Origin of the sequence: Hyphomonas sp. CACIAM 19H1 (assembly GCF_003325995.1) — a bacterium.
In the GTDB taxonomy this organism is placed as follows: domain Bacteria; phylum Pseudomonadota; class Alphaproteobacteria; order Caulobacterales; family Hyphomonadaceae; genus Hyphomonas; species Hyphomonas polymorpha.
The window spans coordinates 1,077,303-1,097,794 of sequence record NZ_CP016437.1 but is presented as its reverse complement, the minus strand read 5'-3'; the positions used below and the strand labels follow the sequence as shown (position 1 = coordinate 1,097,794).

Sequence of the window (20,492 nt, the reverse complement as noted above, 5' to 3'; positions counted from 1 at the left end):
CGTTACTGGCCCCAGCCCGGCCCGCCTTCGCCCTTCTGCAGCCTGCGGACTTCCTCAAGGCTTTCCGGCGGCGCCAGCCACAGGGGCTTCTCCGCTTTCGCCCATTCCAGAAGTTCCGGCGGAAACTCATCTGTGGAATCCACGCGCCAGCTCAGCAGATGGTAGATGCCTTTGCCGCCCCCGGCCCAGGGCGGCAGATCACCCAGGCGCTGCCAGCTCATCTGGTGGGGCTCGCTGACGCTGCCTTCGGGATGGATGAAGAAGTCGTAGTTCTCCCAGGCTTCATACTGCCCGCCGCTGGGCAGCGGAAAATTCAGGAACAGCGGCGCCGTGAATGCCCAACTATCGCCGACCTTGCGCGCGATGATCCCGTCCTTCGACTCGATCTTCTGTACGCGCGGCTCCACGCCCTGCTCCACATCGGCAAAGATCAGCCCGTCTTTCATCCGGTAACGGATCACCTGATAGGGATAGGCAATCGGCACCACCTTCTGCCCGTTGAACTCTGTCAGGAACTCTCCCGTCACCGGGTCTGTATAGGTGAAGGTCTTGCGCGTCAGGTGGATCACCTCGCCCTCGCCTCCCTCCGGCCAGATCACGCGCGAGCTGTCAAAGCCCGTCATGCCGAGGATCTTCTCGCCCGAGGGATAGGCATAGACCGCTCCCTGCGACACCCAGTGGACCGGCGCGCCATCGCCTGCCCGCGCCGCGATCCAGAGGCGGAAGATGTCGTCCTCTGCCGAGGCCTCGGCTACGCTCACCGCTTCCGGCGGTTCACCCGCCGAAGCACAGGCCACCAGGAAAAGCATGGCGCCGGAAACCAGATATCGAAGCATGAGTACTCCCAAATGATATATCTTTTGTGAGGCTAGCGGAAATGTACCGCCATGCAACTCAAACCTTTTGATTCCCCCGAAAACCCTATGGTGCATTGCAAACACGGAACGCTCAGCCGATAAGTGGAGCAAATCATTCAACTTGTAACGGATACTCGCTCCATGGCGGCCGACTCGACCCTCAGCCTGACTGCCGATCTCATCGACGAGACGGCCGGCCCCCCGCTCTACCAACAGATTTATGACCTTCTGCGCGCCAAGATCGTCAGCGGCGAGTTGGGCCTCAACACCCGCCTGCCCGCCGAGCAGGAGCTTACCGAGATGCTCGGCGTCTCCCGCATCACGGTGAAGCGCGCGCTCAACGAACTGGCGGTCGCTGGTTTTGTCCGCCGCCAGCGCGGCATCGGCACGGTCATCACCTTCGACGCCGCCGCCCCCACCGTGAAGGGCAGCTTCGAAAACCTCATCGACGGCCTGACGCGCATGGGCGTTGAAACGCAGGTCCAGCTGCTGGACTGCACCATGGCATCGGCCAGCCCCGCGATCTGTGACGCGCTGGAATTACCCCACGGCTCATCCGTGCAGCGCATCGTGCGCCTGCGCCGCCTGGGCGGAGAGCCCTTCTCGTACCTCATCACCTACATACCCGAAGATGTGGCCGAGGGTTATTCGGAGGACGAGCTGGCCACCGAATCCCTGATCAAGCTGCTGGAAAAGGCCGGCCATGCCCCGGTCGAGGCCGAGCAGACAATCATGGCCGAGGCTGCCGAAGCGGCAGTTGCGGCAAATCTGGGCGTAGCGCCCGGCTCGCCGCTGCTGCGCATCCACCGCGTCATGCGCGACAAGAGCGGCCGCCCGGTTCAGGACATCACGGCCCACTACCGCGCTGACCGTTTCCAGTATCATATGCGCCTCACACGTAACACCGCGCGCCAGAAAGACTGGAAAACAGACAGCTGAGCTTGCGTCCGGCGAAACTTCGCGCGATTAAAAGATATATCTTTTGATCTCCGGATACGCCGATGACCGAAATTGCGATCTTCACGCTGCTGCACCTTTTGGTGTTCGTTTACTGGCTGGGCGGCGATCTCGGCGCCTTCTACACAAGCCGCTTCCTTATCAAGCCGGGCATCAGCGCCGACCGGCGCATGCTTGCCGCCAAAGTGGTCAATGATGTCGATATGGCGCCGCGCACGGCGCTCATTCTCGCTTTTCCCACCGGGCTGACGCTTGCCCATGTCAAAGGCTGGATCAGCCTGCCCCTGCCGCTGCTGGTCATTGTCTGGCTCGCCGCGCTCGGCTGGCTGGCCCTTGCCTGGACCATCCATATGAAACATGGCGCCGGCCCGGCGCTCTGGCGCAAGACAGACCTTGCCATCCGCTGGGCACTGATCACCGGTCTTGTCGCCGCCGCGCTGTGGAACATGGCCGGCGAGGGCAGCCTGCCTCTCTTCCTGTCGCTGAAGCTGCTGGCGCTGGCGGGCTGCACCGGCTTCGGCCTCTTCATCCGCTCGGTGCTGAAGCCGCTCGGTCCGGCCCTGATGGGGCTTTCCGGCCCGGACGCGCCAGCTGCGGAAGCCAGCCTCGCCGCAACCCTGAACCGCGCCCGCCCACTCGTCACCGGCATCTGGGCGCTGCTTGTCATCGCTGCCCTGCTCGCCCTCTTCAAACCCGTCTGATCCTCCCGGAGAACCGCCATGGATACCGCCACCGTCCCGCAGACCATCGCCGCCGTCCTGAAACAGATCCTGGGCGCGTCCGGCTACAGCGAGGATCTCGCCGCCCGCGAACTGTTCAGCCAGGACATCTGGGCCAAGGGCGTCACCGCCGATTTCATCGCCACCCCGGACACCGTTGAACAGCTTCAGCAGACGGTTGCTGCCTGCCACCAGCACAATATTGCGCTCAACCCGCGCGGCGGCGGCATGTCCTACACCAGCAGCACAACACCGGATCGTCAGGGCGTCGGCATTCTGGATCTCTCCCGTCTCGACAAGATCGTGGAGATCAACAAGGACGACATGTATGTCACCGCGCAGGCAGGCGCTACCTGGAAACAGCTCTATGACGCGCTGAAGCCACTGGGCCTGCGCACGCCTTTCTGGGGGCCGCTCTCGGGCCTGAATTCCACCATTGGCGGCGGCCTTTCCCAGGGCAATGCAATCTTCGGCGCCGGCATCTATGGCACCACCGCTGACAGCGTAACCGGCCTGCTGGTCGTTCTGGCGGATGGAACACCCGTGCGCACGGGCACTGGTGCCACGAAGGTCGGCAAGCCCTTCTGGCGCTATTACGGCCCGGACCTGACCGGGCTTTTCTGCGGCGATTCCGGCGCGCTCGGCTTCAAGGCCGAAATCACTTTCCGCCTCATTCCGTGGCCGGAGCATGAAGAGTGGGCAACCTTCGAATTTGCCACCCGCGATGCCTGCGCTGAGGCGATGGCCGCTGTCGCGCGGCAGAACCTCGCCTGCGAAGTTTTCGGCTTTGACCCCGCCCTCACCCGCGTGCGCCTGAAACGCGCCTCGCTCGCCGCAGACACGAAGACGCTCGCCAATGTGGTGAAGGCGCAAGGCAATCTGCTTAAGGGCCTTCAGGAAGGCGCCAAGATTGCCATGGCCGGACGCAACTTCATGGAGGCCGATAGCTGGAGCCTGCATTTCGTCGTTGAGGGCCGCTCGAAAGCTGGCGTCACCGAAGATATGAAACGCCTGAAGGCGGCTTGCGCAGCTGTGGGCGGAAAGGAGTCTGAAAACTCCATTCCGAAAATCGTCCGTGCAAACCCCTTCACGCCGCCAAACACCATCCTCGGCGCCGAAGGCGAACGCTGGGTGCCGGTGCACGGGATTGTGTCTCTTTCTGACGGGCCGAAAGTCTGGAAAGCTCTGGAAGACTATTTCGCCTCGCTTTCCGCCGAGTTTGAAAAATTCGAAATCCAGACCGGCTTCCTCATCAGCTCCCTGGGCACAACAGCCTATCTGATCGAGCCGGTTTTCATGTGGCCCGAAGAACTGCTCGCCATTCATGAAGACACTGTCGACCCCGCCCACCTCAAGAAGCTGAAACGCTTCCCGGCAAACCCGGCGGCAACCGCCGCCGTCGCAAAAGCGCGCCGCGGCGTGGTGGACCTTTTCGATTCCTATGGCGCCGCCCACTTCCAGATTGGCCGCTGCTATCCGTATTCGGAAGTTCTCAGCGACGCCTCACTGAACCTGCTCAAAGCTGTTAAGGCGGTTGTTGATCCCAAAGGCAATGTGAACCCTGGAGCCCTTGGCCTGTGACCTCTCTTACACTCCCCGTCCGCAACCCCAGAACCGGCGCGCAAGATTATGAGATCTCCGCTGCCGGCACGGCGGAAATCGCCGCCACGGCCGCGCGCCTGCGGACGGCGCAGAAGGCATGGGCCGCCCTCCCGCTCGCCGATCGGGGCGCCGCGCTGCTGCGTCTTGCCGACACGCTGGTAAAGCACCGCGCCGCCATCACAGCCGCCCTTGAGATCGACACCGGCCGCCGCCGGATCGCGGGCATGGAGCTTGACGGCGCCGTCGCCGCGCTGCGCGGCTGGGTTGCCCAGGCGCCCTACCTACTGCCAGACGGCTGGACGCAGGGCCGCGCCATGACCCACATTCGCCACGCGCCGCAATTCGTTCCGTATGCGCTGACGGGCGTCATCTCGCCCTGGAACTTCCCCCTTACCCTCTCGATGATCGACACCATACCAGCTCTGCTTGCAGGCTCGGCTGTCATCATCAAGCCCTCGGAAGTCACCCCCCGCTTTGAAGCCCCGATGATGGCCGCCATCGTGGATGCAGGCCTGGAAGATGTCCTCACCTTCGTCACCGGCGATGGCGCGACCGGCGCAGCGCTGATCGAGGCCGTCGATGTGATCTGCTTCACCGGCTCGGTTGCCACTGGCCGCAAGGTTGCCGCTGCGGCGGCCGCAAAGATGATCCCCGCCTTCCTGGAACTTGGCGGCAAGGACCCCCTCATCGTCACCGCCAGCGCGGATATTGAAAAGGCAACAGACGCGGCCCTGCGCGGCTCCGTTCTTTCCACTGGCCAGGCCTGCCAGTCCATCGAACGCATATACGTTGCCACAGAGATCCACGACGTGTTCCTGAAACGCCTCACCGAAAAAGCCGCCGCCGTCCGCCTCAACTGGCCGGACATCACCAGCGGCGACCTCGGCCCCATCATCTTCGACAAACAGGCCGCCATCCTCGCAGACCAGATTGAGGACGCAAAATCCAAAGGCGCCCGCATCCTCACCGGCGGCGAGATCGAAACCCATGGCGGCGGACTGTGGCTGCGCCCCACCGTCCTCACGAATGTCAGCCAGCAGATGAAGGTGATGACCGAGGAAACCTTCGGCCCTCTCCTGCCGGTCACCCCCTATGCGGCAACAGAAGACGCCATCGAGGCGGCCAATAACAGCGAATACGGCCTCTCCGCCGCCGTGTTTGCCGGCACCCTGGAGGAAGCCGAAGCCATCGCCGTGCAAATCGAGGCGGGCGCCATCAGCCTCAACGATGCTGCCCTGACCGGCCTATTCCACGAAGCGGAGAAGCATTCCTTCAAGCTCTCCGGCCTCGGCGGCAGCCGCATGGGCCCTGCCGGTTTTCAGCGCTTCTTGCGGCGCAAGGCGCTGATCGCTAACACCGGCGCGCCTGCCCCGCTTTCCGCCTTCGCTGAGGATGCCCAATGACCCTTCCGATCCGCCTCGACATTGCCGTCCCGCTTGCCGAAATCGTGCTCAACAAGCCTGAGCGCCGCAATGCCCTGTCGGTCGATATGTGGGCCGCCATCCCCGCGCTGATGGCAGAGGCGAATGCGACCCCGGATGTGAAGCTGATCCTCCTGCACGGCGGCACAGCCGGCGCTTTCGCCGCCGGCGCAGACATCTCCGAATTCGAAACCATCTACGCAACCACTGACTCCGCCAAAGCGTCCGGACAGCGCATCGCCGATGCGCTCGACGCCATCGAGAACAGCGAAAAGCCGGTGATCGCCGCGATTGAAGGCGCCTGTGTCGGCGGGGGCGTCAGCCTCGCCATGGCCGCAGACCTGCGCGTGGCGGGCGCGGGCGTGAAGTTCGGCGTCACACCCGGCAAACTCGGCCTGGTCTATCCCGCCGGCGATACGCGCCGCCTTCTCTCCGCCGTTGGCCCCGGCGCCACGAAAGACATTCTCTTTACCGGCCGCATCTTCGCTGCCGAGGAAGCAAAATCCCTTGGCCTGATTGATCGCCTCGTGGAAACCGGCACTGCCCTTGAAGCCGCCCGCACCTGGGCCGGCGAGATCGCCGCCATCTCGCAATGGTCGGTCCGCGCCACCAAGCGCATGATCCGTGGTCTGCAGAATGGCTGGACGGAGGAAACTCCGGAAGCGGAAAGCCTGTTCTTGAACGGCTTCTCGAACGAGGACTTCAAGGAAGGCTACAAAGCCTTCCTCGAGAAACGTCCCGCCAAATTCACCTATCGTTGAAGCGCCAGCGGCACGGGCGGGGTCCCAAACAAACGCTCCAACGTCTCGGCCACGTCCAGCACGCGGGCCTCGGCGCCCTTCGGCCCGATCACCTGCAATGACAGCGGCAGCCCCTGCGCGCTGAGCCCTGTGAACACGGCCGCTGCGGGCAAGCCGGCAAAGTTTGCCCAAGCGGTAAAGTCCGCCTGACTCTCCGGCACGGGCGCGCCGAAGGGAAACGCCGTCTGCGCCGCCACCGGCGCGATTACCAGATCCTGCGCGGCAAACACCGCGCCCGCGGCTGCCTCAACGCTGCGGATATGCTCATACGCCGCTTCAATCTCCGCCTCGGGCCGCGCTGCGCCCCATGCCATCAGTTTACGGAAAAGTTTTGAAAACCCTTCCGGATTATCCGCGAGCTTCGCTGCATGAATTTCGCTCGCTTCCACTTCGGAGATAAGCAGCCCCGCGCGGCGGGACTTGCCATATTCATAACCGGGCGGCTCGATCCGGCCCAGCACGGCGCCGGCCGCCGCGATCCTGCCGGCCGCCGCCGCGAATGCCTCCGCTACAACCGGGTCCATGCCGTCGCGGCCCTCCCCGTCCCAGATGGCGACGCGCAGGCCATTCAGCGCGCCCCGCCCGGCGGGATATTTCTGCCCCGTCATCACGCTCAGCGCGGCCCGGAGGCTCGCCACCTCCCGCGCATGCGGGCCAACGGTGTCGAGCGTGTGCGAGAGCGCCAGCACGCCCTCGTTCGGGACGAGCCCGGCGCCGGGCTTGATGCCTTGCGCCCCGCAATAAGCCGAAGGAATGCGCACAGACCCCATCGTATCGGAGCCCAGCGCCACATCGCACAGCGCTGCGGATACCGCCGCGCCTGATCCGCCAGACGATCCACCCGGCGTGTAGCCTTCCTTCCACGGATTTTGTGTCCGCCCGAAGGCTTCATTGTCTGTGGTCGCCCCAAGAGCGCCCTCATGCATGTTCACGATGCCGAGGATAACCGCCCCGCAGGCCCGCAGGCGGCGGATGACTTCGGCATCTTCCGGCGCGATCACATCCCGGTAAGCCCCAATGCCGGCATGGTGGGGCAAGCCCTTCACGGCGATGTTTGCCTTCACCGCGAAACACCAGCCATCAATCGGCGACAGGGGCTTTCCGGCCTCATGGCGGGCCTGCGCCGCGCGCGCTTCTGTCTCCGCCTCGTCAAGACGGAGGTGAAGATAGGCATGGATCGCGCCGTCATGCCGGGCAATCCGCCCGGCATAATACTCGAACCGCTCGATCGGCGTCATTTGAAACGCTCGTCGATCAGGCGGATCGGCTTCTGGCGAACTTCCGTCTGCGTCAGCGACGCCAGTGTTCCCGGCGCGCTGAGTTCCACGCCGACATCAATGCCGATCTTCTGTTTCAGAAGTGCCCGGAAACGCTCGGCAACCGCTTCGCCCGCATCCCCGCTGACTTCCGCCGCCACGATGAACTCGTCCCGGCCGCTGTCGTCGCGCTTTGCCTTGCAGATGAACTCGCCGGCAAATGCCTTGTCCTCTTCGAGGATAGGCCCCATCGCCTGCGGGAAGATGTTGATGCCGCGGATCTTCACCATATTGTCGGAGCGGCCGAGGAAGCCCTCAATCCGCTGGAAGTTGATCCCCAGGCTCGACTGGCCCATGCGCAGGCGCGTCACGTCATGCGTATTGAAGCGGATGATCGGATAGATATCATCCTTGAACAGACAGGTGCAGATCATGTCGCCTTCAGCGCCCTCGGCCACAGGTTTTCCCGTATCGATATCGCCGATCTCCAGGAACTGCGCGTCCTCCATCACATAGAGACCGTCCCGGTCCGGACCTTCCCCGGCAATACAGCCGGTGTCGCCCACACCATACCAGTCAAAACACGCCGCGCCGCCCCATGCCTGCGACAGCGTATCCTTGTCCTCGCGGCCAAGGTGGCCGGAAATCATGCGGATCTTGAGATCCTTCACCGGATCAATGCCTTGCTCTGCGGCCACGCGCGCAAGCTTCTTGATATAGTCGGCGAAGCCCACGATCACGGTCGCGCCGAAATCCTTCATTAGCTGCACCTGCTTGATCGAAGGCGTCTCAACGCCCGTGCCGGCAGACATGAACAGCGCGCTCGTCCAGTGCGTCACCGCCTCGCGGACATAGTGACCGCCATTGATCATGCCATGCCCGTAAACGGAGTGAACCACATCATCCGGACGCAGGCCCTGAAAGCGATAGAGGCGGCCCAGCAGGAGGTTCTGCACTTCGCGCGACTTAGCACCGAACAGCAGCACCTGCGGCGTGCCGGTCGTGCCAGAGGTTGTGTGCATGATGGTCGGCGGGCGCTCGCCCAGCCCATAGGCTTCAAACCCGGCAAAATCACCCAGCGGAGGATTGCGCGCAATCGACTCCATGATGTCGCTCTTGTCGAAGCTTGGAATCAACGGAAGCGATTCCAGCCCCTTGATATCACCCGGTTGGATGCCGGCTTTGCCCCAGTGATGCTGATAGAATTTCGTCTTCCAGGCCCGGTCCACCAGACGCTTGAACAGTTTTTCCTGATGCGCGCGGATTTCGTCGCGGCTTTTCTTGGCAAAGGCGATGAAGGCGTCGCCGGTGGGATGCTCTTCCTGCATCTTCGTCCAGTCGACCGCATTGAAGTAAGTATTGTGTCCATCCGTCATCGGATCACTCCATTATACCAGATGCGAGGCGGGAAAGCCGTCCGGCATCATCCAGATTTTCAAGACCGTTCACGGCGGCGATGATCGCCGCCTCTATATCCTCACGGGCCGTTCCGAAGCCAAAGGCACAGCATTCGCGGAACTTCGCCTCATTCTGCGCAGGGGTCAGGGGATCGGCGGGCGCTCCGAAAAGGGAATTGATCGTGAACTCGCGCGCTTCGCCCGTCATCAGCCGTATGCGGAGAACCTGCGGGGTGAAGGCCGCCGGGTTGATCTGGCCATCATCGATAACCTCGATCTTCGCGCCAAGCGCTGCCACATCTGCCCGCGCCAGCGCCTCTGAGGAAAAATCCTTCAGGCCCACATGCCCGTCGATCAGGGTCAGCGCGCCGGAATACTGATAGCAGAGGCGGGCATAGCTGGCCGTCATGCCCGCCTGCGCCGGGCGGCCCACCAGGCGCTTGATCAGCGGCGGCGCGGTCAGGACAATTGATGCAATCTCCTCAGGCCGGATGCCTGCGGCCTTCGCCTGCTTGGCCAGCACGATCCCGCCCTGCGCGGCGCGTCCCGTTGGAAAGGGCTTGTGGCTGACTTCCGCGACCCGAAACACGCTGCCGAGCGCGGCTACCACCGGCGCTGCGTCAAATCCGTCTTCGAACAAAGTCAGGTATCCGAACGGCCCCTCAATACTGTCCTGCGCCGCTTCCATGCCGGCGGCGGCCAGGTCGCATGCCATCACCGCGCTACGGGCTGCATTGGCAATCTGCACCGGCAGGGCTGGCTTGCCCTCCGTATGCGCCTGCATCGTGCCTGACGCGAAAGAGAGCGCGTAGCCGAGCGCGTTGCGCGCCTCGCCTTCCGAAAGCCCCCGCAACCGGGCAACTCCCAGCGTCGCGCCAAAGACCCCCGCCGTGGCGGGGCGGAAGAATTTCAGCGGCGTCTTCGCGGCCATGCCCAGCCCCGTGGCCACATCAACCGCCGCAGCAATCGCCGCGCCCAGTTCGGCGCCCGTCACATCGCCTTCCCGGTCGCAAGTGGCCATCAGCGCGGCAAGGATCGTCGCCATCGGGTGAACCACGGCGGGTTCGTGCACGCAGTCAAATTCCTGGCAGTGGATCTGGAACCCGTTGATGAAGGCCGCATTCGCCGCGCTCGTCCGGTAGCTGCCCTGGCCCCACACATTCGCGTCGCCGGCCCCCGCCCAGGCCAGCGCAGCCTGGCGCACCTGCGCCGTCAGCGGCGCTCCAGCGCCGGCGATACCCACGCCCAGGCTGTCGAGCAGAAAGGTCTTCACCGCCTCTTGCGCCTCTCCCGGGATGGCATCCCAGCGCAGCCCAAGGGCATGGCTCACAAAGGCATCTGCTGCGCCGCTCATGACAGCACCTTGCCAATCAGGCCCGCAAGCCCGGGCGAGGCCGTCTCCGCTGCCACCCTTAGCGCCTCGGCCTCATCCTCGCCAAGGCCACCGGCCACGAACAGCGCCCGAGCCTTGTCCCGCAACTGATCCAATCCGACCGGGTTCTCCGGGTCGCCCAGGGCGTCCGGAACTTTCTCGGTCTGTCCGGCAAAGGTCACCGAGGCGCCGAACCGTGACGGGTAATTGTCCTGAAATGTCCGATTTTGTCCAACTTTGACACGTTTGCGCAGCGCCGCGAGCACCGGGTCAGCCACCGCCTCCAGGCTGAAATCCTCCAGCTTCGGGCGTCCACGCGCCATCACGACCGCCACCGAATGCTGCAGCGAAAATTTCGCCTCGATCACCGTTCCCGGTTCCGGCTTGTCGCAGAATGTCAGCGCATCGCGATAGGTTTCAACGAGGATATCGCCGTCCTTGTCCAGCACATCCATACGCTCACGCAGCGCCAGTGCCGCATCAATGGTGGCATGGGCATGGCGGCAGGCCGGCCAGGGCTTGAAGCTCACATCATGAATGCGCCAGCCAGCGTCTCCTGCAATAACAGCGGCTGGATCAGCGCCGGGGCACATCGCCGCAAAGAAGCCCTGCGGCCCTTCCAGGATTGTCAGCGGCCCCTTGAATCCCGCCGCCGCCAGCCGCGCCGCATCCAGCCCGGCCCGCGCCGAAACCGCTGTGTGCAATTGCTTGCCCATACTGGCTGGCTCATGCCGTGTCTGCCAAAGCCCCGCCGATTGACTGACCGCCAGCGCGAGCGCGTGGGCTGTGGTTGCCCGGTCAAGGCCCAGCAGGCTTGCGCACGCTGCGGCCGCCCCGATAGCTCCGCAGGTGCCCGTATTATGCCACAGCGCATAATGCCCAGGCCCCACCGCCCGGCCGAGCCGGATCGTCGCCTCATAGCCCCGCACGATGGCATCCAGCAGCGCGCCGCCGGAAAGGTTTTTTTCGATGGCAAGCGACAACGCCGCCGGAATGATGCTCGGACCGGGATGGAGAAGCGCGCGTTTGTCGACATCATCCATCTCGAGAATGTTGCCAAGCCCGCCCCAGGCAAAAGCCCGTGCGCCTGCGCCGGCCTCCATCTGCGACAGGAGTATCCTGCCCGCCACTTCAGCGCGCCCGGCAACCGCACACCCCACCCAATCGAGCAGGTGCAGGCATGTGCGCGCCCGATCTTCCTCTCCGACAGGCGCATCAAGCAGGCCGGCAAGCGCCTCCACGAGGGTCAGGGAAGCCTGAAAATCGGGAAAAGTTTGTCCGGACATATGGATTGTCTACATGAGCCTTTCGCAAACGAAAACTGCTTTTGGTATCCTCGCGGAATTTATTTGATATATCTATTGCATTCTCGCCTGTTGTGCACAGATCGGATGCGGTCAGCCACTGATTTTCGCGGCTTGCGGTCTCGCATTGGGCGCGTTCTGTCCAAATTTACTGATTGTTACGGGATTGCCGTCCTGCAGTGGACTAGCCATTACTGGTTGACGTTGAAGACAAGGAGAGGGCCTTGAACACGATACAGCCCCGTTACAGACAGATCGCCGATGAACTTCGCCTGCTCATTGCATCGGGCAAGCTGAAACCTGGCGATGCCCTGCCAACGGAAATGGAGTTGTGCGAGGTCAAGGACATCTCCCGGCATACGGCACGCGAAGCGCTGCGCATCCTGACCGAAGACGGCCTGATCGCCCGCCGCCGCGGCGCCGGTACGGTCGTCACCACGCCGCCTGCCCCGGCCTTTGCTCAACCGATCGGCGATTTCGAGTCGATCCTCCAATATGCCCGCGACGCCGTTTTCATTCCCGAGCGCACCCGCCCGGCGAGCGCTGCCGATCTCAAGCGCATGGGCGTTGAGGGAGACTATATCGCGTATACGGGCCTGCGCAGGGCCACCGGCGAAGCCCCGCTGGCCATCACCACGATCCTCGTGCTCCGTCAGCTTGCCCCGCCGCTGGAAGAAGTGAACCAGTTACAGGGCTCCATCTCCGAATGGATCGAGGGCGCGCATGGCGCCTCGGTATCAAACGTCATTCAACGGATGGAAGCGGTCGCCCTCGGCAAGGGCGATGCCGCCCGCCTCGGTGTCGCCGCTGGCTCTCCGGCCCTGCGCACCCTGCGGCGCTATGCCGATACGGCCGGCCGCACGATCCTCGTCTCCGAAAGTCTGCACCCGGCAGGCCGCTTCGCCTATGAAATGAAGCTGACTCGGCAGAGAAAATAGGCGTCAGACCACACGCGATTCTTCGCAGAGCGTGCGGCGATAGATCTGGCCGTCCTTGAACCAGTGCCATGTGCGGGCCCGGTGCTTGCCCCCTTCGCCCATGATGATGAGTTCGACAAAATAGGCGCCCGGTTCATCCTTGCGGATCAGGTTCAGCATCAGGTGACCGCCCTCAGTCTCCCAGCTGCGGCCATGGAATGTCGGGGAGTCATAATAAAGATGGTCGCCCCGGTCGAGGCCATCGAAACCCGCTTTGCTGTAAACCCCATCCGGCGTCCAGAGCTCCGTGGTCTGCCGGTAGATGACCCCATCCTTCTGCGGGAACTCGCAGGTGACGCGGGAGCGGAAGCGGCCCTCTTCCGTGCCGTCCACGGCCAGATGCCGATACTTCCCCTCCCAGATACCTTCATGCGCGAAATGGGCTGGAAAGCGTGTCATCAGATGGTTCCTTTCGCCCTCAGGGCCTCGGCCTCTTCCGCGCTCAGCCCGGCCTCGTGTGCAATCTCCACCGAATGCTCGCCAAAGCCCGCCAGCTTCGGATTGGGACGGGGCGGCTCCTTCGCAAAGCGGATAGGGGGGCCAACATGCCGGTTGCCATCGGCGTCGGTGAACACCATGCCCCGTTCCGCCGTGAACGGATCGTCAAACGCTTCCTTCAGATTGCGGACCGCCGCCCAGCAGCAATCGACCGGCGCCAGGAACGCCTCCCAATGGGCCTGCGTATTGCCGGCAAAGGTCTCGCGGAAGAAGGCCTTCAGCGGCTCCTGCTCATCGCCGGGCGGGATCTTCGCATAGGGGAGCAGGTCCACCCGCCCCAGGGCGGTGAGCAGGTTCTCGGCAAACTTCACTTCCGATCCGCCGATCACGATGAACCCGCCATCCGAGGTCGGATAGATCGAATTCATCGCCGCCCCGCCAAAGCTGCGCATCTTCTTCGGTTCGGGCGCCGCGCCCTTGCCAAAGGTCGGCCCCAGCACGTTGGGCGTCCAGGCAATCGCGGCGTCATACATCGACATGTCGATATAATCGCCCTCGCCTGTCTTCTCGCGCCGGTAGAGCGCCATCAGGATCGCCGACAGCGCCATCAGAGAGGCGGAGGCATCTGCAAACGGCACAGGCGGGGGCGCGGGCTGCCCATCGCTGAGGCCGCGCCCCAAATCCATCAGCCCCGTCATCGCCTGCACCACCAGGTCATGCGCGGGCTTCTGCACATGCTGCCCCTCCTGCCCGAAGGCAGAGATGGAGCAGTAAACGATCTTGGGGTTGCGCGCCGACACCGCTTCGTATCCCACGCCGAGGCGCTTCACCACGCCGGGCCGGAACGCCTCGACAAACACGTCGGCTTCCTCGGCGAGCTTCAAGAGCAGCTCAACGCCCGCCGGATCTTTGAGGTTCAGCTTCAGGCTCCGCTTGCCGCGCGCCACATTGCGAAACCACACAGTCGTCCCGTCCGGCGCCCGCTCGCCAATCTCGCGCACCGGCTCGCCCACGCCATTGGCCGGCTCCACCATGATCACGTCCGCGCCATGGTCGGCCATCATCATCGTCATGTGCGGCCCAGGCAGGAAAGCCGACAGATCCAGAACTTTAAGACCGGCGAGTTTCATGGCTTTGCCGGCGCGCCCTGGCTGAACTCGCCATTATGCTCGCCAAGCTCGGGCGCCCGCGAGGTGACGGGGCGTTTCCCGTTCACGCGGAAAGGGGACGCCAGGGTACGCAGACCTTCCGGTTTGGAAGGGTGAGCAACAACCTCAAGCATCTCGGTTTCAGCGAGGTAGGGATTGTCGAGCGCGCGCGGGATATCGAGCACGGGCGCAAACGGAACCTGCCCGGCAAAATGGTCCACCCATTCCTGGCTCGTCCGATGACTGAGAATTTCGTCAACCACTTCCGTGAGCTGTGCAAGGTTCTTGTGGCGTGCCGGATTGGTGGCAAAACGCGGATCTGTCTTGAGATGCTGAGCGCCTGCAAGTTCGCAGAAAAGATCCCAGAATTTCGGCGTCTGGCACATCAACAGGCCCCAGCCATCCTTTGTCTTCACCAGCTGGCTCGGCGCGATGGAGGGGTGCGCGCCGCGCGGCAGGCGCTCGGTCGCGTGGCCGCGGTTGAGATACCAGGTCGCCGGATAGGACAGCTGATGCAGCGCAGTATCAAACAGCGTTACATCGACATCACAGCCCGTCCCTGAACGCTGCGCGCCGAGGATACCGGCAAGAATCGCTGTGGCGAGATGGCTGCCGGTGTGGAAGTCGATGATCGAAAGACCGCAGCGGATCGGCGGGCCATCAGGCTCCCCCGTCGCCAACATGAAGCCGGCTTCCGCCTGCATCAGGTAGTCATAGCCCGGCCAACCTGCACGCGAATTGTTCCGGCCATAGGCCGAAAGGTGGGCGCAAACGATCTTCGGATTGACGGCGCCGAGCCGCGCAAAGTCGAGGCCGAGCTTTGCCGGTTGATCGCCGCGAAGATTGTTCACAACCGCATCGGAAGAAACCACAAGCGTGTCGAAAAGCTCGCGCCCCTCCTTGCTCTTGAGGTCGATATCAATGGATTTCTTGCCCTTCGAAAAGGTCTGGAAGAAATCAGAATCCCCTTCGCCGAGAAGGTAAGGCCCGACTGCGCGGGAGACATCCCCGCCACGCTGGCCATCCTCGATCTTGATGACTTCAGCCCCCAGATCGGCGAGCAGCTGCGTGCCATAGGGCCCTGCGCCATACTGCTCGACCGAGAGAATGCGGATGCCTTCGAGAAGCCGTGTCATCTTGTTCTTACCCTCCTTACACCGACTGCCATGGATCAGGATCAGGCCGGGTTACGCTTCACGAGCTGTTTGGAAATGATGATCCGCTGCATCTCGTTTGTGCCTTCCCCGATACACATCAGAGGGGCATCACGGTAGAGCCGTTCGATGACATATTCCTTGGAATAGCCATAGCCGCCATGGATGCGCATAGCTTCGGTGGCCACTTCGACCGCCGTTTCCGACGCGAAATATTTCGCCATACCTGCTTCCATATCCACGCGCTCGCCACGGTCATAGGCCGCCGCAGCGTCCTGGACGAGAAGTTCGGAGGCGCGCGTCTTGGCGGCCATCTCGCCGAGTTTCAGCTGGATGGCCTGATGCTCGCAGATGGGCTTGCCCATCGTCTTCCGGAGCTGGGCATAACGGACACTCTCCTTCAGCGCGCGGCGGGCAATCCCGACCGAACGCGCCGCCACGTTGATCCGGCCAATTTCGAGACCGCCGGTCGCCATGAAGAACCCTTCGCCTTCCTTGCCGCCCACAAGGGAAAGCTCAGCGTCGCACTCATAATCCTCGAAAATGAACTCGCCCGAATCGATGCCCTTGTAACCGAGCTTTTCCAGCTTGCGGCCATTCTTGACACCCGGTAGCGGCTCGCGCGTTTCCGGATTGATCTTCGGAACGATCAGGATCGACATGCCCTTATAGCGCGGCTGCGCATCGGGATCGGTCTTGACAAGCAGCGCCACGCAATGCCCCTCGATCGCGTTGGATATCCAGGTCTTCGTTCCGTTCACGATGTATTTGTCGCCCTTACGGCGCGCTACCGTGCGGATGCCCTGAAGATCGGTGCCTGCGTCCGGCTCAGTCAGACCGAGGCTGCCGCGCAGCTCACCGGCGGCAAACTTCGGCAGCCAGTATTCCTTCTGCCGGTCGGTGCCGAATTTCTGCACAACGATCGACATCATCAGGTGAGAGTTGAAGATGCCCGACAGGCTCATCCATTCTTCCGAGATCATGGTGACGATCTTGGAATAGGTCGTCGCCGACAGGCCAAGCCCGCCATAATCAGGGTGGATCAGCGCGCCGAACAGGCCAAGCTCGGTCATGTCGGCCACGAGATCGGCGGGCCAGATATTGTCGTGCTCGAGCTGCATCGCCACGGGGGCGACCTTCTTCTCGAGCCATTTCTGGATCGAGTCGAGGATCTGACGCTCGTCTTCTTCGCTGAGATATGTCGTGTCAGCCATATGCATTCTCCTGAACCGACCGGGCAACCCGATCAGTAATTGCCGACCTTGTCTTCCACGGCATTGCCGCGCGAGGGGATGAGCATGTTGCGCTTGAACGTGCAGATCATCGTGCCGTCCTGATTGTAACCCCGCGTGACGATGGTCACGATGCCTTGGCCGGGACGGCTCTGGCTTTCCCGTTTGCTGAGCACTTCACTCTCGCCATAGATCGTGTCGCCAGCGAAAACGGGCGCCGTAAACTTCACCTCATCCATGCCGAGATTGGCGATGGCTTTCTGGCTGGTGTCGGTGACGCTCATGCCAATCAGCAAGGCGAGCGTATACGGACTGACGACGAGATTGCGCTTGAACTCGGACGCCTTGGCAAACTCCGCATCAAAATGCATCGGATGCGTATTCAGCGTCAGCAGCGTGAACAGGTGGTTGTCGTATTCGGTGACGGTCTTGCCGGGACGATGCTCGTAGATGTCGCCGGCGTTAAAGTCTTCAAAATAGCGGCCGAAGGTTTCGCGGTAGCGGTTCGGACCAACCTGTTTCCAATTCTGGACCATGATGGATACTTTCTTCCTTAGACTGATTTTGCTTTGCTGAGTACGCGCTCGGCCGCGAGAATGACGGGGCGGTCAACCAGCTTGCCCTTGTGCAACACGGCGCCGCCCTGCGCCGCGTTCAGCGCATCAATGATAGCTTGCGCTTCGGCGAGTTCGGCCTGGCTTGGCGTGAAAGCGGCGTTGACGAGCGCGACCTGGTCGGGGTGGATGCAGGCGCGGCCCGAGAAGCCCATAAGGCGGGCTTTGTGGGTTGTCTCGGTAAGGCCGGCAGGATCCTTCACATCAAGATAGGGCACATCGTAGGCCGGAATTCCGGTCGCCCCGCAGGCGGCAGCCACCAGTGCGCGCGCGGTGAGCATCGCGTCCCAGTTGGCAAGATCGGCGCCAAGGCTCGCGGAAAAATCGGCGCCCCCGAACAGCATGCCGCCTGTCGCTTTCGCCGCCACTGACTGAACATTGGCGAGCGCGCGGCCACTTTCCATGACGGCAATCAGGGGAATGTCCACCCCCAGGGCTTCTGCGACGATCTCCAGATCAACCGCCGTTTCCGCCTTGGGCACCATGATGAAATCAAGTTTCGCCAGAAGGCCGGAGGCCGCAAAGGCGGCAATATCAGCGCACCCATGGGCGGTGCGCGGAGAGTTGATGCGGACAGCCAGCCCCTTGCCGTCCCACGCGCTCACCCAGGCCAGAACATCAGCGCGCGCCTTGTCCTTTTCACCGGGAAGCACAGCGTCTTCCAGGTCGATGATGGCGGCATCTGCCCCTGCGGCAACGGCTTTTGCAAACCGGTCCTGCCGCGCGCCAGGAACGAAAAGAAAGGAGCGATAAACTGATGGCATAAGGAAATCCAAACCGAAACTTTGTCCGGACAAATTAAACCGATACCGTAAGGTGTCAATGTCTCAGCCAGTGGAAATCGACAGGCCGCCCTAGCGGGCGGCGCGGGGGTCGGAAATCATCTGGTTGAGTTCGATCGTGTAGCCATCCGGGTCCACAAGCATCGAAACCATAACGATGATATCGCCGGCCGGGGATGGATAATGCCGCTCTGCCGGCGCACTGATTACCAGAACGCCCGGCACAGCAGACGCCGCTGCGAAACGCGATTCCAGATCGGTGGTGTTGAACAGCAAAACCACATTTCCCGGCGTAAAGTCTGCCACGCTCGGCGGGGCCGTATCCTTCTCCGTCTGGTCCAGAAACTGCCAGAGACCGATCATGCCCATGGCCGCGCTGTTGGTCTGCGTCAGCACCAGACGCGAGCGATTGATGCCATCGGCGCCGTGGCGGGTCACCAGTCCGGGCGAGGTCAGTTCCTGATCATAAACAACCTCAAATCCCAACGCATCCCGATAGAGGCGCAAGGACGCCTCGACGTCCCGTACAACAAGCGTGGTCCGGCGCAGGTTGATCGGATGAACCGGATACGGATTTTCCGACCCCAGGAGCGCCGGCGCTCCTTCCGCCGCTGCCGGAGCCTGCTCCGGCGCCAAGGCGCAGCCAGCACAGCCCCAGACAGCAATCAAAACACCCGCAGTCGTTATCTTCATGGCGCAAGCCCCCTCTGGCTAAAGATCACCGGGCGGTGTCCGCAGAGACCTGGCTGGCAAAATGCGCGGCAATCTGCTCGCGCGGCGCCACCCAGACATCCGGATGCCCTTTCACATGGTCGAGAAAATCTGCAAACGCCCTGATCCGTCCGGGCCGTCCGATAATGCGCAGATGCAGGCCGAGGCTCATCATCCGGGCGCCTTCCCGTTGGCTTTCCTCATACAGCCAGTCAAAAGACCGGCGGGCATAATCAAGCCACATATCCGGGGTGAAGCTGGGCGAAAGCCAGAACTTCATATCATTGGAATCAATGGCATAGGGCAACACCACCATGGGCTTTTCCGTGCCGTCGGCCATCGCGACCTTCGCCCAATAGGGAAAGTCGTCCGAATAGTCGTCCATATGATAGGTATAGCCCTGCTCGAGAATCAGGCGGCGCGTGATGTCCGTATGCAGATATCGCGACAGCCAGCCCGAAGGACGGCGCCCGCAGGTTTTCTCGATGCTCTCGGTGCCCTTGGCGATGAAGGCGCGCTCAGCCTCTTCCTCCATGAAAGCGGTGAAGGCCCATTTGTAGCCGTGGTTACAGGGCTCATCGCCCCGATCCACAATCGCTTTCGCCAGCCAGGGCGCCTTCTCGAGCGCCAAACCGCACACCGTCCAGGTGGCGTTAATGCCCGCCTTGTCGAGAATCTGGATCACACGCAGCGCGCCGCGATTGATGCCATACTGATAGTTTGTCTCGTTCCCATGCACGCGGATCGGCTTGCCGGGCACGGCGCCCAGCTCGTCAACGGGCTCAGGCCGTTTATCGCCTTCATCAATCCGGCGCTCGGCGCCTTCCTCGACATTCACAACAACCGACAGGGCGAGCTTCGCCCCGCCCGGCCAGGTAAACCCTTCAGGCGCAGGATCAGGTGGCAGCTTGGTCAATGGGGTTCCTCCCCTCCGGAAACGTTCATACTTTCAGCCGTGATGTAGGCCGCCTGATCCGTACACAGCCAGGCAACAGCGTTCGCCGTATCTTCCGGCAGGCCGGGGCGGCGCATCGGAATGCGATTGGCCATACTGGTCATGTAATCCTCGACAGAGGCATGCCCGGTCACCTTGGAGAAATACTCGTTCTGCCAGGCGCCAAGACCCGTGGTCACATGGTTCGGGCACACATTGTTGACGGTGATCCCGTTGGGCCCAAGCTCAATCGCCGCAGACCGCACCAGGCCGACAAGGCCGTGTTTGGACGAGGTGTAGGCCTGTGCATGCGGGAAGCCAGACTTGGCCGCTTGGCTGGCGATGTTGATGATCCGCCCGCCTTTGCCTTGCGCGATCATGACTTCGGCAGCGGCCTTCAGGCCGAAGAAAGCTCCGGTCAGGTTCACATCAATCACGGCCCGCCAGTCAGCCTCCGAAACCTCCAGAAGCGGCTTCATGATGTAGCCGATGCCCGCATTGTTCACCCAGATGTCGAGCGATCCATGCGTTTGCGCGCCATGCCTGGCCAGCGCGCGGACTTCCTCAAGGCTGCGCACATCGCAAACGCAGGTGGACACCTGCACGCCCAGCCCGCGAAGCTCCTCGGCGATCGATTCCATTTCTTCCGTCGTGCCGATATGGGCTTCTCCCGTAGCGGCGTCGCGCGTCTTGCCGATGTCGGAGATGACGATATTCGCACCTTCTGAAGCCAGCTTGCGGGCGATGGCTTCACCAAGGCCCTTGCGGCGGCCAGAGCCGGTAATAACGGCCGTCTTGCCGGTAAGCGTTCCCATCC

General features: G+C 62.7%; 20 protein-coding genes. 6 read left to right on the top strand and 14 right to left on the bottom strand.

The window, feature by feature from the left end:
• Positions 1–2 precede the first annotated feature (2 nt).
• A complete protein-coding gene (locus BBF93_RS05295) occupies positions 3–836 on the bottom strand; it encodes a DUF1838 family protein (protein WP_114105239.1) in 834 nt (277 codons plus the stop codon).
• A gap of 162 nt (positions 837–998) precedes the next feature.
• Between BBF93_RS05295 and BBF93_RS05290 the strand changes: the two genes are divergently transcribed.
• From BBF93_RS05290 to BBF93_RS05270, 5 genes are all read left to right on the top strand, one after another.
• Complete coding sequence (locus tag BBF93_RS05290) at positions 999–1,796, top strand: GntR family transcriptional regulator (RefSeq protein ID WP_035594334.1); 798 nt, start codon at positions 999–1,001, stop codon at positions 1,794–1,796.
• Between the two features lie 62 nt (positions 1,797–1,858).
• Positions 1,859–2,515, top strand: coding sequence for a hypothetical protein (locus BBF93_RS05285; RefSeq protein WP_114105238.1), 657 nt, complete (start codon positions 1,859–1,861; stop codon positions 2,513–2,515).
• A gap of 18 nt (positions 2,516–2,533) precedes the next feature.
• Complete coding sequence (locus BBF93_RS05280; protein ID WP_114105237.1) at positions 2,534–4,114, top strand: FAD-binding oxidoreductase; 1,581 nt, start codon at positions 2,534–2,536, stop codon at positions 4,112–4,114.
• Complete coding sequence (locus BBF93_RS05275) at positions 4,111–5,538, top strand: aldehyde dehydrogenase family protein (protein WP_114105236.1); 1,428 nt, start codon at positions 4,111–4,113, stop codon at positions 5,536–5,538. Before BBF93_RS05280 ends, BBF93_RS05275 begins: the two co-directional genes overlap by 4 nt.
• The gene (locus BBF93_RS05270; protein WP_114105235.1) at positions 5,535–6,317 is read left to right on the top strand and encodes an enoyl-CoA hydratase/isomerase family protein; all 783 of its coding nucleotides are present in this window, start codon (positions 5,535–5,537) and stop codon (positions 6,315–6,317) included. The genes BBF93_RS05275 and BBF93_RS05270 overlap by 4 nt, the downstream gene beginning before the upstream one ends.
• On the opposite strand, the gene BBF93_RS05265 is transcribed toward BBF93_RS05270, so the two are convergent.
• From BBF93_RS05265 to BBF93_RS05250, 4 genes are read right to left on the bottom strand one after another with little or no spacing between them, the layout of a single operon-like run.
• Entirely contained in the window at positions 6,308–7,594 is a 1,287-nt protein-coding gene (locus BBF93_RS05265) for an amidase (protein WP_114105234.1), read from the bottom strand. The genes BBF93_RS05270 and BBF93_RS05265 overlap by 10 nt on opposite strands.
• Complete coding sequence (locus tag BBF93_RS05260; protein ID WP_035594320.1) at positions 7,591–8,988, bottom strand: phenylacetate--CoA ligase family protein; 1,398 nt, start codon at positions 8,986–8,988, stop codon at positions 7,591–7,593. The genes BBF93_RS05265 and BBF93_RS05260 overlap by 4 nt, the downstream gene beginning before the upstream one ends.
• Positions 8,989–8,992: 4 nt before the next feature.
• Entirely contained in the window at positions 8,993–10,363 is a 1,371-nt protein-coding gene (locus BBF93_RS05255) for an MmgE/PrpD family protein (protein WP_114105233.1), read from the bottom strand.
• Complete coding sequence (locus BBF93_RS05250) at positions 10,360–11,667, bottom strand: MmgE/PrpD family protein (RefSeq protein ID WP_114105232.1); 1,308 nt, start codon at positions 11,665–11,667, stop codon at positions 10,360–10,362. Before BBF93_RS05250 ends, BBF93_RS05255 begins: the two co-directional genes overlap by 4 nt.
• Positions 11,668–11,909: 242 nt before the next feature.
• On the opposite strand from BBF93_RS05250, the gene BBF93_RS05245 reads away from it, so the two are divergent.
• Positions 11,910–12,623 carry a GntR family transcriptional regulator gene (locus tag BBF93_RS05245; protein WP_114105231.1) on the top strand — a complete coding sequence of 238 codons (714 nt, stop codon included), beginning with the start codon at positions 11,910–11,912 and terminating at the stop codon, positions 12,621–12,623.
• A 3-nt stretch (positions 12,624–12,626) separates the two neighbouring features.
• On the opposite strand, the gene BBF93_RS05240 is transcribed toward BBF93_RS05245, so the two are convergent.
• The 9 genes from BBF93_RS05240 to BBF93_RS05200 all read right to left on the bottom strand — a co-directional run bounded on the left by BBF93_RS05240 (position 12,627) and on the right by BBF93_RS05200 (position 20,490).
• A complete protein-coding gene (locus BBF93_RS05240; RefSeq protein WP_114105230.1) occupies positions 12,627–13,061 on the bottom strand; it encodes a hypothetical protein in 435 nt (144 codons plus the stop codon).
• Complete coding sequence (locus BBF93_RS05235; protein WP_114105229.1) at positions 13,061–14,230, bottom strand: CaiB/BaiF CoA-transferase family protein; 1,170 nt, start codon at positions 14,228–14,230, stop codon at positions 13,061–13,063. The genes BBF93_RS05240 and BBF93_RS05235 overlap by 1 nt, the downstream gene beginning before the upstream one ends.
• Positions 14,227–15,384 carry a CaiB/BaiF CoA-transferase family protein gene (locus tag BBF93_RS05230; RefSeq protein ID WP_114105228.1) on the bottom strand — a complete coding sequence of 386 codons (1,158 nt, stop codon included), beginning with the start codon at positions 15,382–15,384 and terminating at the stop codon, positions 14,227–14,229. Before BBF93_RS05230 ends, BBF93_RS05235 begins: the two co-directional genes overlap by 4 nt.
• A 41-nt stretch (positions 15,385–15,425) precedes the next feature.
• Positions 15,426–16,616, bottom strand: coding sequence for an acyl-CoA dehydrogenase family protein (locus tag BBF93_RS05225; protein ID WP_035598509.1), 1,191 nt, complete (start codon positions 16,614–16,616; stop codon positions 15,426–15,428).
• A gap of 32 nt (positions 16,617–16,648) precedes the next feature.
• Positions 16,649–17,170 (bottom strand): MaoC family dehydratase, encoded by a 522-nt coding sequence (locus BBF93_RS05220; RefSeq protein WP_035598512.1) that lies wholly within the window; start codon positions 17,168–17,170, stop codon positions 16,649–16,651.
• A gap of 17 nt (positions 17,171–17,187) precedes the next feature.
• A complete protein-coding gene (locus BBF93_RS05215) occupies positions 17,188–18,012 on the bottom strand; it encodes a CoA ester lyase (protein ID WP_035598515.1) in 825 nt (274 codons plus the stop codon).
• Positions 18,013–18,102: 90 nt separating this feature from the next.
• Positions 18,103–18,723 (bottom strand): VOC family protein, encoded by a 621-nt coding sequence (locus BBF93_RS05210; protein WP_114105227.1) that lies wholly within the window; start codon positions 18,721–18,723, stop codon positions 18,103–18,105.
• 25 nt (positions 18,724–18,748) lie between these two features.
• Complete coding sequence (locus tag BBF93_RS05205) at positions 18,749–19,657, bottom strand: polysaccharide deacetylase family protein (RefSeq protein ID WP_114105226.1); 909 nt, start codon at positions 19,655–19,657, stop codon at positions 18,749–18,751.
• Entirely contained in the window at positions 19,654–20,490 is an 837-nt protein-coding gene (locus BBF93_RS05200; RefSeq protein WP_035598521.1) for an SDR family NAD(P)-dependent oxidoreductase, read from the bottom strand. The genes BBF93_RS05205 and BBF93_RS05200 overlap by 4 nt, the downstream gene beginning before the upstream one ends.
• Between the last annotated feature and the right edge of the window lie 2 nt (positions 20,491–20,492).

What these genes read in the sequence shown, in the direction of transcription:
- BBF93_RS05295 (WP_114105239.1), bottom strand. Translation starts at nt 836, where the DNA reads ATGCTTCGATATCTGGTTTCCGGCGCCATGCTTTTCCTGGTGGCCTGT.
- BBF93_RS05290 (WP_035594334.1), top strand. Translation starts at nt 999, where the DNA reads ATGGCGGCCGACTCGACCCTCAGCCTGACTGCCGATCTCATCGACGAG.
- BBF93_RS05285 (WP_114105238.1), top strand. Translation starts at nt 1,859, where the DNA reads ATGACCGAAATTGCGATCTTCACGCTGCTGCACCTTTTGGTGTTCGTT.
- BBF93_RS05280 (WP_114105237.1), top strand. Translation starts at nt 2,534, where the DNA reads ATGGATACCGCCACCGTCCCGCAGACCATCGCCGCCGTCCTGAAACAG.
- BBF93_RS05270 (WP_114105235.1), top strand. Translation starts at nt 5,535, where the DNA reads ATGACCCTTCCGATCCGCCTCGACATTGCCGTCCCGCTTGCCGAAATC.
- BBF93_RS05265 (WP_114105234.1), bottom strand. Translation starts at nt 7,594, where the DNA reads ATGACGCCGATCGAGCGGTTCGAGTATTATGCCGGGCGGATTGCCCGG.
- BBF93_RS05260 (WP_035594320.1), bottom strand. Translation starts at nt 8,988, where the DNA reads ATGACGGATGGACACAATACTTACTTCAATGCGGTCGACTGGACGAAG.
- BBF93_RS05255 (WP_114105233.1), bottom strand. Translation starts at nt 10,363, where the DNA reads ATGAGCGGCGCAGCAGATGCCTTTGTGAGCCATGCCCTTGGGCTGCGC.
- BBF93_RS05250 (WP_114105232.1), bottom strand. Translation starts at nt 11,667, where the DNA reads ATGTCCGGACAAACTTTTCCCGATTTTCAGGCTTCCCTGACCCTCGTG.
- BBF93_RS05240 (WP_114105230.1), bottom strand. Translation starts at nt 13,061, where the DNA reads ATGACACGCTTTCCAGCCCATTTCGCGCATGAAGGTATCTGGGAGGGG.
- BBF93_RS05235 (WP_114105229.1), bottom strand. Translation starts at nt 14,230, where the DNA reads ATGAAACTCGCCGGTCTTAAAGTTCTGGATCTGTCGGCTTTCCTGCCT.
- BBF93_RS05230 (WP_114105228.1), bottom strand. Translation starts at nt 15,384, where the DNA reads ATGACACGGCTTCTCGAAGGCATCCGCATTCTCTCGGTCGAGCAGTAT.
- BBF93_RS05225 (WP_035598509.1), bottom strand. Translation starts at nt 16,616, where the DNA reads ATGGCTGACACGACATATCTCAGCGAAGAAGACGAGCGTCAGATCCTC.
- BBF93_RS05220 (WP_035598512.1), bottom strand. Translation starts at nt 17,170, where the DNA reads ATGGTCCAGAATTGGAAACAGGTTGGTCCGAACCGCTACCGCGAAACC.
- BBF93_RS05215 (WP_035598515.1), bottom strand. Translation starts at nt 18,012, where the DNA reads ATGCCATCAGTTTATCGCTCCTTTCTTTTCGTTCCTGGCGCGCGGCAG.
- BBF93_RS05210 (WP_114105227.1), bottom strand. Translation starts at nt 18,723, where the DNA reads ATGAAGATAACGACTGCGGGTGTTTTGATTGCTGTCTGGGGCTGTGCT.
- BBF93_RS05200 (WP_035598521.1), bottom strand. Translation starts at nt 20,490, where the DNA reads ATGGGAACGCTTACCGGCAAGACGGCCGTTATTACCGGCTCTGGCCGC.